At 74.7% G+C, this 13111-nt stretch carries 10 protein-coding genes; 5 read left to right on the forward strand and 5 right to left on the reverse strand.

Features of this window, described 5'->3' with window-relative positions; all coding sequences use genetic code 11:
• Positions 1-33: 33 nt before the first annotated feature.
• Positions 34-1224 carry an acyl-CoA dehydrogenase family protein gene (locus tag DEJ43_RS01515; protein ID WP_015031523.1) on the reverse strand — a complete coding sequence of 397 codons (1191 nt, stop codon included), beginning with the start codon at positions 1222-1224 and terminating at the stop codon, positions 34-36.
• A gap of 181 nt (positions 1225-1405) precedes the next feature.
• On the reverse strand, positions 1406-1606 hold the full coding sequence (locus DEJ43_RS01520; protein ID WP_015031524.1) for a hypothetical protein: 201 nt from the start codon (positions 1604-1606) through the stop codon (positions 1406-1408).
• A gap of 163 nt (positions 1607-1769) precedes the next feature.
• Here DEJ43_RS01520 and DEJ43_RS01525 point away from each other — a divergent pair, with 163 nt between their 5' ends.
• Positions 1770-2627: a siderophore-interacting protein gene (locus DEJ43_RS01525; protein WP_015031525.1), complete on the forward strand. Its 858-nt coding sequence runs from the start codon at positions 1770-1772 to the stop codon at positions 2625-2627.
• Between the two features lie 45 nt (positions 2628-2672).
• On the forward strand, positions 2673-2936 hold the full coding sequence (locus DEJ43_RS01530; RefSeq protein ID WP_015031526.1) for a hypothetical protein: 264 nt from the start codon (positions 2673-2675) through the stop codon (positions 2934-2936).
• A gap of 28 nt (positions 2937-2964) precedes the next feature.
• Here DEJ43_RS01530 and DEJ43_RS01535 read toward each other — a convergent pair whose 3' ends face one another.
• On the reverse strand, positions 2965-6273 hold the full coding sequence (locus DEJ43_RS01535; protein WP_041661954.1) for an AfsR/SARP family transcriptional regulator: 3309 nt from the start codon (positions 6271-6273) through the stop codon (positions 2965-2967).
• A gap of 184 nt (positions 6274-6457) precedes the next feature.
• On the opposite strand from DEJ43_RS01535, the gene DEJ43_RS01540 reads away from it, so the two are divergent.
• Both DEJ43_RS01540 and DEJ43_RS01545 read left to right on the forward strand, forming a co-directional pair.
• Entirely contained in the window at positions 6458-8542 is a 2085-nt protein-coding gene (locus DEJ43_RS01540) for a SpoIIE family protein phosphatase (RefSeq protein ID WP_015031528.1), read from the forward strand.
• Between the two features lie 41 nt (positions 8543-8583).
• Complete coding sequence (locus DEJ43_RS01545; protein WP_015031529.1) at positions 8584-9609, forward strand: PHP domain-containing protein; 1026 nt, start codon at positions 8584-8586, stop codon at positions 9607-9609.
• A gap of 129 nt (positions 9610-9738) precedes the next feature.
• Here DEJ43_RS01545 and DEJ43_RS01550 read toward each other — a convergent pair whose 3' ends face one another.
• A complete protein-coding gene (locus tag DEJ43_RS01550) occupies positions 9739-11136 on the reverse strand; it encodes an NADP-dependent succinic semialdehyde dehydrogenase (protein ID WP_015031530.1) in 1398 nt (465 codons plus the stop codon).
• 197 nt (positions 11137-11333) lie between these two features.
• Positions 11334-12032: a ThuA domain-containing protein gene (locus DEJ43_RS01555; RefSeq protein WP_015031531.1), complete on the reverse strand. Its 699-nt coding sequence runs from the start codon at positions 12030-12032 to the stop codon at positions 11334-11336.
• A gap of 125 nt (positions 12033-12157) precedes the next feature.
• On the opposite strand from DEJ43_RS01555, the gene DEJ43_RS01560 reads away from it, so the two are divergent.
• On the forward strand, positions 12158-13006 hold the full coding sequence (locus DEJ43_RS01560; RefSeq protein WP_015031532.1) for a DUF3626 domain-containing protein: 849 nt from the start codon (positions 12158-12160) through the stop codon (positions 13004-13006).
• The last annotated feature ends 105 nt before the right edge of the window (positions 13007-13111 follow it).

The raw sequence follows: 13111 nt of genomic DNA on the forward strand, positions 1-13111 counted from the left end.
CCCCGACTCCGTGCCGGGGCGTGCCCCGGGGTTCTAGCGGCGGACTCGGGGCATGCCCAGGCCTATCCAGGAGATGATTTCGCGCTGGATCTCGTTGTTGCCGCCGCCGAAGGTGAAGATGACGGCCGAGCGGTAGCCGCGTTCCAGTTCGCCGTGGAGGACCGTGCCCGCCGAGCCCTCCTTCAGGGCGCCCGCGGCGCCGACGATCTCCATGAGGGAGGCGTAGGCGTCGCGGCGGGCCTCGGAGCCGTAGACCTTCACGGCGGAGGCGTCCTGGGGGGTGAGGGTGCCCTGCTGGACGGCGTTCACCATCTGCCAGTTGAGGAGTTTCATCGCGTCGAGGCGGGCATGGGTGCGGGCCAGGCCGCGGCGGACCCATGGGAGGTCGATGACGCGGCGGCCGTCGGTGAGTTCCGTACCGGCGGCCCAGCGCTGGACGTCGTGGAGCGCGCGGATCGCCATCGTGCCGTGGGCGGCGAGCGTGACGCGCTCGTGGTTGAGCTGGTTGGTGATGAGCCGCCAGCCCTTGTTCTCCTCGCCGACCCGGCGCGAGGCGGGGACCTTGACGTTGTCGTAGTAGCTGGCCGTGGTGTCGTGCGAGGCGAGGGTGTTGATGATCGTGCAGGAATAGCCGGGATCGCTCGTCGGGACGAGGAGCATCGTGATGCCCTTGTGCGGCGGGGTGTCCGGGTCGGTGCGGACCGCGAGCCAGACCCAGTCGGCGGTGTCGCCGTTCGTGGTCCAGATCTTCTGGCCGTTCACCGTGTACGTGCCGGTGGTCTCGTCCCCTTCCCGCACCGCGCGGGTCTTCAGCGCGGCGAGGTCGGTGCCCGCGTCGGGCTCGCTGTAGCCGATGGCGAAGTCGATCTCGCCGGAGAGGATCCGGGGCAGGAAGAAGGCCTTCTGTTCGTCGGTGCCGAAGCTCATGATCGTCGGGCCGACGGTGTTCAGCGCCATCAGCGGCAGCGGAACGCCCGCCTGCGCCGCCTCGTCGAAGAAGATGAACTGTTCCATCGGGGTCAGCCCCCGCCCGCCGTACTCGGTCGGCCAGCCCACCCCCAGCCAGCCGTCGGCGCCGAGTTTCCGCACCGTCTCCCGGTAGAAGCGCTTCTGCGCGGCCGGGTCCGCGTAGCGGGTGTGGACGTCGTCCGGCACCAGTTCGGCGAAGTACGCACGCAGCTCGGCGCGCAGGCGGTTCTGCTCGGGCGTGTACTCGAGGTGCATGGGGCCTCCCGTGGCGGCGGTCCTGCGGCGTCCTCGCCGTCGTCCTCGGTGCGGTGCGACGCGCGACGGCGGCCACGGTAGAACGTGTTCCACAAATGGGGAAGCCTCGCGGCGCCCCCGGACAGCCCGAGGCCCCGGACCGGCACGCCGATCCGGGGCCCTGCCCTGGGCCGTGCTCGGCCTACGGCAGGAGCTCGTCCATGGAGGCGCGGCCCTTCTCCGCCATGCGGCGTTCCGCCCAGGCCAGGCTCTTCGGGTTCACGTCACGGCCCGAGGCGAGGACCAGGTCCTCCGCCGTGAACTCGCCCTCCGACCCGGAATGCAGCAGCCGGTCGGGCGTCGGGTAGTCCCCCGGGGACGTCTTGTCGGGCTCAGCGTTCATGCCGCCTCCTACTGTTCGTCCGGCACTCGCCATTCTCGTGTCCCGCCCCCGGGACCGCATCCGGGCGCCGACGGGGGCCGTGTCGACGCCGTGTCGACGGCCTGTCGGGAGGGGCGGGGAACGTGGGGGCGTTCCCCGCCCCTCTCTCACCGGGAGTCCGTCCATGCCCCAGACCCGGCCCACCCCCGACGCCCTCCCCATTCGGCTCCTGAGCGTGACCGGCGCTCGCCGCCTCACTCCCCGTATGCGGCGCGTCACCCTCGGCGGAGACGCGCTCGCCGGGTTCTCGCTCGGCGGGCCCGACCAGCAGGTCAAACTGTTCTTCCCCCGGCCCGGACAGGCCGAGCCCGTCCTGCCGGTGCCCGGGGCCGACGGGGACGTGATGCGCTGGTACGCGGCCTACTCGGCGCTTCCCGAGGCCGTACGGCCGTGGATGCGGAGCTACACCCTGCGGGCCCACGATCCGGCCGCCGGGACCGTGGACATCGACTTCCACCTGCACGGCGGCGACGAGGGGCCCGCGACCCGCTGGGCGCGGGCCGCCCGCCCCGGGGACGTGGTGGGCATGTTCGGCCCGTCCGCCGCCTTCGCCGTACCCGTCGATCCCGGCGCGGGCGACTGGACGCTCCTGTACGCGGACGCCTGCGCCCTGCCCGCGCTGGCCACCGTCGTGGCCGCGCTGCCGCCCGGCCACCGGGCGCTCGCCTGCGTCCAGGTCGCCGACGCCGCCGAGTTGCAGCCCCTGCCCACGGCCGGCGACCTGACCGTGCGCCCGCTGTACGAGGGGGTCTCGGCGGTCGACGCCCTGCGGGCCGAACCGCTGCCGGCGGGGCGGCCGTACGTCTGGCTGGCGGGAGAGGCGTCGGCGGTGCGGGGGCTGCGCCGCCACCTCGTGGAGGAGCGCGGCGTCGACCGGCGCTCCGTGCACTTCACCGGGTACTGGCGCCAGAGCCTCACCCAGGATCACGCCCCGACGCCCGAGGACCTCGCGGAGGCCCGGGAGCGGCTTGCCGCCGGCTGACCACCTGCCCCCTGCGGTGTCGAACAGACGCTCTACCATGCGCGGGTGAAGCCCAGCCAGCGCGCCCGCCTCCTGTCCGTCGTCTGCCTCGTCGCCCTCGTCGGCTTCGGGTGGTACGCCACCCGGTCCGTCCGGCCGCCCGACTGCAAGGTCGCCGTCGGCGCGTTCACCACCGCCGACGGGCAGCCCATCGGTGACGGCGGCGAGCGGGTGACCTGGGAGGAGCTCGGCGAGAGCGCCTACCAGGACATGGTCGCCGCGGGGACGTGCGAGCCGCCGGCCGCCCGCTGGCGCCACTGGCTCGGCTGACGGTGGGGCGCCGGGGAGACCCCGGCGGTCACCTCGCCGGGGTCTCCGCCGCGGTGTGGACGAGGGCCGCCGCCGCGCGGAGGTCGAGGCCGCTGCCTTCGTCGTAACGGCGGGTGTACGCCTCCGGGGGCAGCGCCGCCCGCAGGGTCGCCTCCGCGCGGGTCCTGATCATGGTCTCCGTCACCTCGGTGAAGGGCCGGAAGCCGCCGCCCGGTTCGGCGGCCACGTGGGCGTCGTACGCGCCGAGGAGCCGCGCTCCGGTCTCGGCGTCGCCGGGGCCGCCCCGCCCGCCGAGGGCCCATGCGGCCGTGGCGAACTGGACGACGATCAGGTAGGGCGCGACCAGGTGGGCCAGGGTCTCCACGTCCACGAGCGCCTTGCCGATCCGTTCCATGGCCCTGTCGTACGCCCCGTCCAGACAGTCGAGCCAGCCCCATGTGCCGCCGACGAGGCCCCAGAAGAGCGCCGGGGTCACATCGCCGAACTCGTCCTCAAGGCGGGCGAGCTGGGCCCTGGCCCGACCGGTGCGACCGGTGTGGCCGTAGTGCTGGGCGAGCAGCAGCCGGGCCGCTCCGGCGCCCTCGGCGCCCCACTCCCCCGCCTCCTCGGCGGCTCGGGCGAGCAGTTGTTCGGCCGCCGGGTCCCCCTCGGGGCGCAGCCGGAGCCGTACGGAGGCCAGCCGGGCGGTGAACAGCGGCACCTGGGAGCGCGCGCCGGCCCGGGCGGCGGCGTCCGTGGCCCGCTCGAAGTCGGCGGCGGCCTCGGCGAGCCGGCCCGCCCGCTCGTAGGCCTCGCCGCGGGCGGCGAGGGATTCGGCGATGCCCCAGGGGTCGCCGGCGGCTTCGAAGAGGGTGAGTGCCTCGGTGGCGTCCTCGGGGCCGTGGACGACGAGCTTGGCCCTGATGAGGAGGGCGACGGCGAGGTCCCAGCCGGGGCCGTGGTCGCGGCAGGCGTCGACGATCGCGGTGAGCGCCTCGTCGAGGCCGGTGAGTTCCCCGGTCATGAGGCGGGCGAAGAACCACATCGAGCCGGGCTGACGGCAGACCTGCGGCAGCCCGGGGCGGTAGGCCGAGACCAGCGCGGTGAGCCGGGCGCGGGTCTCGGGGCGTTCGAAGGCGGCGGAACCCCCGCCGCCCTGGGTGGCGAGCGCGTAGAGCCGGCCGCCGCGCCGGGCTTCCCGGAGCCGCTCGCCGCTCCACGGCGGCGGTACGTCCGTGCACCGGCCGTCGAAGGGCTCGGCGGGACGGACCGGCGCCCGGAACGGGTCGGGTCCGAGCCGGCCGGCCTCGACGGCCCAGGTGCGGGCGTCGATCTGGTGGTTGCGCAGTTGCCAGAACCAGCTGAGGGAGTGGACGAGGCAGAGCACCTCCTGCTCGTCGCCGAGCGCCACGGCCGTCCGCAGGGCGCCGCGCAGGTTGTCGTGCTCGCGTTCCAGCCGGGCGATGGCGGCGACCTGGCCGGCTCCGCGCAGCTCGGGATCGGTCCGCCGGGCGAGCTCCCGGTAGTACGTCAGATGACGCCGCTCCGTCGCCGCCCGCTCCCCCGACTCCGCCAGCCGCTCCCCCGCGTACTCCGCCACCGTCTCGAGCAGCCGGAACCGCGTCTCCTCACCGTCCCGGCCCACCCCCGCCACCACCAGCGACTTGTCGACCAGCGCACCCAGCACATCCAGCACGTCCAACCCGGCCCCGGCCCCGCACACCGCCTCCGCCGCCGCCAGATCCGCACCCCCCGTGAACACCGCCAACCGCCGCAGCACCGCCCGCTCCGAGTCCTCCAGCAACTCCCACGACCAGTCCACCACCGCCCGCAACGTCTGCTGCCGCGGCAACACCGTCCGCGCCCCCGACGTCAACAACCGAAACCGGTCGTCCAGCCGATCCGCGATCTGCCGCACCGACAACAACCGCAACCGCGCCGCCGCCAACTCGATCGCCAACGGCAACCCGTCCAGCCGACGACACACCTCCTCCGCCGCACCCCGGTCCTCCCCCACCGAGAACCCCGGCCGCGCCGCCGCACCCCGCTCACCCAACAACCGCAAGGCCATCCCCAACGGCAACGGCCCCAACGGCCGCACCACCTCCCCCGGCACCCCCAACGGCTCCCGACTCGTCGCGAGCACGGTCACTCCGGGGCAGCGGGTGAGCAGCGCCTGCGTGAGCGCGGCCGCGGTGGCGACCACGTGCTCACAGTTGTCGAGGACCAGCAGCATCCGCCGCCCGGCACAGTGCTCGACGAGCTCGGCGAACGGGTCGTCCCGGTCCCCCTCGGCGGCCGACGCGCGGTGCCAGACGTGCGTCCCGCGCGCGCCGACCGCGCTGAGCACGGCGGCGGCGACCGTGGACTCCTCCCGTACGGAGGCGAGTTCGGCGAGGTGGACCGGGCCGTCCTTGTACGTCTCGGCGGCCTCGAGGGCGAGCCGGGTCTTGCCGACGCCCCCGGGTCCCGTGAGGGTGACCAGCCGCAGGGCGTCCCAGTCGGCGGCGAGCGCGCCGAGTTCGTCGTCCCGGCCGATGAACGAGGTCAGCCGGGCGGGCAGGGCGGCCGGCCGGGCCTTCGCCGGCGCCTCGGTCGGGGCGGCCGCCCCGTCCGTGAGGAGCTCCGCGTGGAGGGCGCGGAGTTCGGGCCCCGGGTCCGTGCCCAGCCGGTCCGCGAGGCCGGTGCGGACCCGCTCGTACGCGGCGAGGGCCTCGGAGGGCCGTCCGGCCGCCCGCAGCGCGCGGATCCGCAGCGCCTGGAGCGGCTCGTCCAGGGGATGTGCGGCGGCGAGGGCGGCGAGCGGTGCGAGGATCTGGCCCGCCCGCCCCAGGGCGAGATCGGCGGCGAACCGGTCGCGCCGCGCCTGGGTGTGCCGCTGGTCGAGCCGTACGACCAGGGGGTCGGTGTCCCGGCCGGGGAGGTCCGCGAGGGCGGGGCCGCGCCACAGCCCGAGGGCCTCGTCGAGCAGGGCGGCCGCCCCGGCCGGGTCCCCGGCGGCGAGGGCGGCGGTCCCCTCGGCCGCGAGGCGCTCGAAGCGGTACAGGTCGACGGCGTCCGCGTCGGCGGCCAGCCGGTAACCACCGGGCGCGGCGGCGACGGCCTCCCGGCCCAGGGCCCGGCGCAGCCGCCCGACGAGGGCCTGGAGCGCCGCCGTACGGTCCTGGTCGTGCTCATCGGCCGGGTCGGCATCGGCCCACACCTGGTCGATCAGGACGCCGGTGCCCACCCCGCGCCCGCCGGCCGCGGCGAGCGCGGTGAACAGGGCGCGGAGCCTGGCTCCACGCAGAGCGGCCTCCGTCCCGTCGTCGGTACGGAGGGCCTGACACGGACCGAGAACACGGTAGGGCGGCTGCACCGGCCCATTCTGCCCCGCCGGGCCCCCGCCCCTCACCGGCGTTTCCGGGCGGGGGCGGCAGCCTGCCCGGGCGGGGCCGCGCCCGGCGATTCCGACCGGGCCCGGCCGCGTCGGCGGGGCGAACTCACGCCACGCCGTGTCATCGCCATGGCGTCGGCGGGGTGCGGGTTCGACAATGGGGAGGATGACCGACGAAGACCGGCATACGCGCAACGGCGAGATCGGGCCCGCCGAGTGGCTCGCCATGAACCGGACCGGCAGCTTCGACTGGGACCTCGACACCGGCACCATCGATGTCGACGAGGCCGGGCTGCTGGTCTTCGGGCTGCTCCCGGACGCCTACGACGGCCGTCCGGTGTCGCTGATCGCCCGGCTCGCCCCCGAGGAGCGGGCCAGGCTCGAAGCCGTCGTACGGCAGGCGGTCACCAGCGGCGAGGTCTCGTACACCGCTCATTTCCCGATCCCGCAGGCCGACGGTTCACCCCACTGGACGCATGTGCAGGCACGCATCCTGCGCTCGCCGGACGGGCGGGCGCGAAGGATCGTCGGCGTCGTGCGGGACACCACGGCCGAGCTCACCCGCTTCGCCTTCGTCCAGGAGCTGGAGAAGCGGCGCGAGGTCCAGACGAACATCGTGGAGCGGACGACGAACGCGCTGTCGCGCGCGGTGACCGTGGACGACGTGACGGCCGCCCTGACCGGTCCGGGCGGGCTCGCCCGGCTCGGCGCGGACGGTCTCGCGCTCGGCCTCGTCGAGAACGGCTCGCTCAACATCATCGCGCTGAGCGGCGAGTCCCTCGACGTGCTGAACGACCTCCGCATCCGGCGCCTCGACCGGGGGCTGCCGCTGGCCGAGGCGGTGCTGAGCGGCCGCCCGCGGTTCGTGTCCTCGTTCGCTTCGCTCGGCCGGGACTTCCCGGAGCTGGCGCCGTACCTCGCGCCGCTGGACTTCCGTGCCGCCTGCTATCTGCCGCTGGTGGCGCAGGCGCGTTCGCTGGGCGGGATGGCGCTGTTCTACCGCGGCCGCACCTCGTTCAACGCCGACGAGCGCAACCTCGCGCTCGGACTCGCGGCGATCGTCGCCCAGTCGCTGCAGCGGGCCATCCTCTTCGACGAGGAGCGGGAGCTGGCCACCGGGCTCCAGGCGACCATGCTGCCGCGCCGCATCCCACGGATCACCGGCGGTGAGATCGCGGTGCGCTACCACGCGGCGTGGAGCGGGCGGCAGGTCGGCGGCGACTGGTACGACGTGATCGCGCTGCCCCGCGGCCGGGTCGGGATCGTGGTGGGCGACGTCCAGGGGCACGACACGCACGCCGCCGCCATCATGGGCCAGTTGCGGATCGCCCTGCGCGCGTACGCGGGTGAGGGCCACGCCCCGTCGACGGTGCTGGCCCGCGCCTCCCGGTTTCTCGCGGAGCTGGACACGAATCGTTTCGCCACCTGCACGTACGCGCAGGTGGACCTGGGGAGCGGCACCCTGCGCGCGGTACGGGCCGGACACCTCGGGCCGCTGATCCGGCACACCGACGGGCGGGTCGGGCAGCCGAAGCTGCGGGGCGGGCTGCCGCTGGGGCTCGCGACCGTGTTCGGCGACGAGGAGTTCCCGGAGACACGGCTCGACCTGGTGCCCGGGGAGACGCTCGTCCTGTGCACGGACGGGCTCGTGGAGCAGCCCGGCTCGGACATCGAGACGGGGCTCACCGCCCTGTCGGAGGCGATCAGCAGCGGACCGCCGCAGGCGGAGGCGCTCGCCGACCACCTCTCCGAGCGGCTGTGGGAGCGCTGGGGCTCGGGCGACGACGTGGCGCTCCTGGTGCTGCGACGGAGCCCGGACCCGGGCACGCCCCGGGCGCCGCGCATCCACCAGTACATCCACCAGGCCGACCCGCAGGGCCTGTCGGACGCGCGGGCCGCCGTGGGGCAGGCCCTGCGCGACTGGGGCATGACCGAACTCGCCGACGACGCCGAGCTGTTGACCGGGGAACTGCTCGTGAACGTACTCCTGCACACCGAGGGAGGCGCGGTGCTCACCCTGGAGGTGCTGCCCGAACCGGTGCGGCGGGTGCGGCTCTCGGTGCAGGACCGGTCGAGCGCCTGGCCCCGGCGGCGCACCCCCGGCGAGGCCGCGACCTCGGGCCGGGGACTGCTCCTGCTCGACGCGCTGGCCTCCCGGTGGGGGGTCGAGCCGCGAGGCGAGGGCAAGGCGGTGTGGTGCGAGATCGGCCCGGCACCGGTACCGGCCGACTCCACGGCGAACGGTGCCTGAGGAAGGCCCTGCACGGGCCCGTGGACAGGAGGAGCGACGTCATGGACCCTGTGGCCGCGCTGAACCGGATCGCGTTCCTCCTGGAGCGCGCCCAGGCCCCGGGCTACCGGGCGCGTGCCTTCCGTACGGCCGCCGCGGCCGTGGGCGCCCTGCCGGAGGGCGAAGCGGCGCGGCGCGCCGCGGCGGGCACCCTGGAGGCCGTGAAGGGGCTCGGGCCGAAGACGGCCGCGGTGGTGCGCGAGGCGCTCGACGGCCGCGTCCCGGAGTACCTGGCGGGTCTTGAGGCGGAGCTGGAGGAGTCGCTGCGGACCGACGGGACCACGGGCGGGGGCGAGGCGCTCCGGGCCGCCCTGCGGGGCGACTGCCACCTCCACTCCGACTGGTCCGACGGCGGTGCCACGATCGAGGACATGGGCCGCGCGGCGGCGGGCCTCGGTCACGAGTGGGCGGTGCTCACCGACCACTCGCCCCGGCTCACGGTGGCCCGCGGTCTGTCGCCGGAGCGGCTGCGGGAGCAACTGGACGTGGTGGCGCGGCTGAACGAGGAGTGGGCGCCGTTCCGGCTGTTGACCGGAATCGAGTGCGACATCCTGGAGGACGGCTCGCTGGACCAGGAGCCCGAACTCCTCGACCGGCTCGACCTGGTGGTCGGTTCGGTCCACTCGAAGCTCCGGATGGACGCGAGGGCGATGACCCGCCGGCTCGAACGGGCCGTGCGCAACCCGCTGATGGACGTGCTCGGGCACTGCACGGGCCGTCTGGTGGCGGGCGGGCGGCTGCGGCCGGAGTCGGAGTTCGACGCGGAGCGGGTGTTCGCCGCGTGTGCGGAGTCGGGCACGGCGGTGGAGATCAACAGCCGCCCGGAGCGGCTCGATCCGCCCCGGCGGCTGCTGCGGCTCGCGGTGGCGGCGGGCACGTACTTCGCGGTGGACACGGACGCGCACGCGCCGGGCCAGCTGGAGTGGCAGATCATCGGCTGCGCACGGGCCGAGGAGTGCGGGGTTCCGGAGGAGCGGGTCGTCAACACCTGGCCGGCGGACCGGCTGCTGGAGTGGACGGGGGCCTGAACGGGTCGCCGCCGACGACGGCAGCCGACGCTGCTGCCGCCGGCCGGCTGAGGCGACGGCAGCAGGCTGAGGCGACGGCCGGCTAGGCGACGGCCGGCTAAGGCGTGCTGCAACGACGGCCGGGGGCGGTCAGGTGCGCTGCCAGACCGTGGTCGCGTTGCAGAACTCGCGGATGCCGTGGCCGGAGAGTTCACGGCCGTAGCCGGAACGTTTGATCCCGCCGAAGGGCAGCGCCGGGTGCGAGGCCGTCATGCCGTTGACGAAGACGCCTCCGGCCTCCAGGTCCCGCACGAAGAAGGCGACGTCCTCGGGGGAGCGGGTCCACACGCTGGAACTGAGCCCGAACGGGGAGTCGTTGGCGACGGCCACGGCCTCCTCGATGTCGCGGACCGGATAGACGGTGGCGACCGGCCCGAACGCCTCCTCGTGGTGGATCCGCATCTCCGGGGTGATCCCGGTGAGGACCGTGGGCCGGTAGTACCAGCCGTCGCGGAGCGCCGGCTCCTCGGGGCGGCGGCCGCCGCACAGGGCGGTGGCGCCCCGGCGCACCGCGTCGTCGACCAGCGCCTCGATGTCGGTCCTGCCCTGCTCGGTGGCGAGCGGGCCCACGTCGGTGGACTCGTCGAGAGGGTCGCCGACGGTGAGGGCGTTCATGGCCGCCGTGAACCGCTCCGAGAAGTCGTCGTACACGTCCTGGTGGACGATGAACCGCTTGGCGGCGATGCAGGACTGCCCGTTGTTCTGTACGCGGGCGGTGACGGCGGTCTTGACCGCGCCGACGATGTCGGCGGACGGCATCACGATGAACGGGTCGCTGCCGCCGAGCTCCAGGACGGTCTTCTTCACCTCGTCGCCCGCGACGGAGGCGACGGCCCGGCCCGCCGGTTCGCTGCCGGTGAGGGTGGCGGCGACGACCCTGGGGTCCCGCAGCACCCGCTCGACGTCACGCGACCCGATGAGGAGGGCCTGGAAACAGCCCTCGGGGAAGCCGGCGCGACGGAACAGGTCGCCGAGGTAGAGCGCGGTCCTCGGCACGTTGGAGGCGTGCTTGAGCAGTCCCGTGTTGCCCGCCATGAGCGCCGGCGCGGCGAACCGGATCACCTGCCAGAGCGGGAAGTTCCAGGGCATGACGGCGAGGATCGGGCCGAGCGGCCGGTAGTGGACGCGGGCCACGTCCGCGCCGGAGTCCTGGACGTCGCTCTCCGCCGGGTGCTCGTCGGCGAGGAGCTCCTCGGCGTTCCGGGCGTACCAGCGCATGGTCTTGGCGCACTTGCCGGCCTCGGCGCGGGCGGCGGCGATGGGCTTGCCCATCTCGACGGTCATGGTGCGGGCGATGTCCTCGGTGTCCTCGTCGAGGAGCGTCGCGGCGGCCCGCATGAGGCGGGCGCGCTCGGCGAAGGAGGTGGTGCGGTACTGGCGGTACGCCTCGTGGGCGGCGGCGATCCGCCGCTCCACCTCCTCGGGACCGTGTGCCTCGTACACCCGCAGCGTCTCGCCGGTCGCGGGGTTCACGGTGGCGATGCCCATGACCTGTCTCCTCCTGCCATCGGCCCCCGTCTGCAACCTTCCGCCTTACCCGGCCGGACGCAACAGGGGCGGGGCGGTGGGGTGACCACCGACGCCCGGCTCGGATACGCGTACCCGCCCCTGTGGGCCGCATGCCGGTGTCGCCGAACCGAGGGGCGGCGGCGGGAGCCGGTGACGAGGGACGGCCCCGCCTCGACCTAAGAGGTGAGCCAGCTCAGGGCGCCCGAGAGATGGGCGCGGAAGGCGGGGTCGCGGTACGTCTCCGAGGCGTGGCCCAGGGCGGTGAAGAACATGCGGCCCCGATCGATCTCCCGGCACCAGACGAGGGGGTGGTCGTCGCCGTGGGTGCCGCCCCGGTAGGTGGACTCGTCGGCCCGGGCGAGCACCCGTACGCCGGACTCGGAGGCCCCCGGCGCGCCGGTACCAAGCCGGTCGGTCCCGCGCGGGTCGGACGTGAAGTTGTACCACTCGTCGGTCCAGGCCCAGCGGGCCGGGAGCGGGGCGGTCGCCGGGTGGTCGTGGCCGTCGACGAGGACGACGCCCGGCTGGATCTCGGGGTGGCCGTCGAAGCGGGTGCCGAGCAGCTCCCCGTAGAAGGGCCAGTCCGGCTCGGCGTTGGCCGCCGCGTGGACCGCGAGGAGGGCTCCCCCGCCCCTCAGGTAGGCCTCGAAGGCGCTGCGCCCCTCGGGGGTCAGGACGTTCCCCGTGGTGGACAGCAGGACGACCGCCGCGCACCCGGCGAGGCGGCCGGGGGTGAAGACGCCCGGGTCCTCGGTGACCTCCGCCGCCCGCCCGAGGTCGCGGGCCAGTTCCGTGAGCGCGGTGGCGCCGTCCGGGATCGAGTCGTGGCGGTAGCCCGCGGTGCGGGTGTAGATCAGGACGTCGGCGGTGGGCACGCGAGGACTCCCAGGTCGAAGGCTGCGGTCGAGGCCGGACAGAAAGCGCTTACCCCTCCCGGTCGCCGACCGTAGCCACCGAAAAGCCCGGGCCGCAACCCCCGGCCCTCCGCCAGAATGCCCCGATGACGGAGATCGACACCCACGCCCGAGCGGCGCACCCCGACGTCCACGCCCACGCGGCCCGGGCCCTCGCACATGTGGCGGCCCGGTCCGCCGGCGAGCCGCTCGATCCGTCCCTGCGGGTCACCCTCAACTTCCACCCGCACTTCCTGCACCTCCTGGCGGAGGAGGGGGTCTACCGCTCCCAGTTCGTCACCGGCACCAGCAACGGCGGCCTCACCGCGCGCCCGGGCGGGGACCGCTGGCGCTGGGAGAGCCGCATCTTCGGCGGGGCCTACGACGAGGCGCCCGCGGACGCGCGCCCGGTCTACGGCGCCCTCGACTTCCGGCGCCGTCCCTTCGGCGCCGCTCCCCGTTTCGGCTCCGCCCATCTGCGGCTGACGGCCGCCGCCCTCGACCGGTCGACCTTCTGCTACCCGGACAGCTTCCTGGAACCGGCCGACTTCGGCGTCGCCTCCCGGATGGGCCTGGTCGCGCTCGCCGAGGCCGACGAGCAGGACCTGCTCGACGACTACGTCGAGGCGCAGATCCACGGTCCGGTGCTGATCGGCCGTGACGTGGAGGCGCTGGTCCTCGATCCCAGCCACCGGGGCACGGAGGTGGAGGCGGCCGCCCGGCGGCTGCCGTGCCCCGTCGAGTGGCACGGCGGCTTCCGCCTCTCGGTGGCGGAACTGCGGCGGCATCCGGAGTTCCGGGGGCCGGAGTACGTGGAGCTGGGCGCCCGGATCGCCGTCGACGGGTGGCTCGACCCCCGGATCGTGCAGGAGGCGGCGGGCTCGGGGGCGTACGACCCGCAGGACGTGAAGCGGGTGTGGCACTACCTGGCCAGGTTCGGGGCGCCGGCCGCCTGACCGGCGTACCCCCTCGGGGTGGCACCGGGATCCGGCCCGCCGTCCGTTGTCGTATCGGATACATCTCTGTATCTTTTGGCGCGCCCCGCCCCGCCCTTACGCCGA

This window comes from Streptomyces venezuelae ATCC 10712, from assembly GCF_008639165.1.
GTDB classification, from domain to species: Bacteria; Actinomycetota; Actinomycetes; order Streptomycetales; family Streptomycetaceae; genus Streptomyces; species Streptomyces venezuelae.

Bases quoted from the DNA above. Each gene is read 5' to 3' on its own strand.
- DEJ43_RS01515 (WP_015031523.1), bottom strand. From the start codon at position 1,224: ATGCACCTCGAGTACACGCCCGAGCAGAACCGCCTGCGCGCCGAGCTG.
- DEJ43_RS01520 (WP_015031524.1), bottom strand. From the start codon at position 1,606: ATGAACGCTGAGCCCGACAAGACGTCCCCGGGGGACTACCCGACGCCC.
- DEJ43_RS01525 (WP_015031525.1), top strand. From the start codon at position 1,770: ATGCCCCAGACCCGGCCCACCCCCGACGCCCTCCCCATTCGGCTCCTG.
- DEJ43_RS01540 (WP_015031528.1), top strand. From the start codon at position 6,458: ATGACCGACGAAGACCGGCATACGCGCAACGGCGAGATCGGGCCCGCC.
- DEJ43_RS01545 (WP_015031529.1), top strand. From the start codon at position 8,584: ATGGACCCTGTGGCCGCGCTGAACCGGATCGCGTTCCTCCTGGAGCGC.
- DEJ43_RS01550 (WP_015031530.1), bottom strand. From the start codon at position 11,136: ATGGGCATCGCCACCGTGAACCCCGCGACCGGCGAGACGCTGCGGGTG.
- DEJ43_RS01560 (WP_015031532.1), top strand. From the start codon at position 12,158: ATGACGGAGATCGACACCCACGCCCGAGCGGCGCACCCCGACGTCCAC.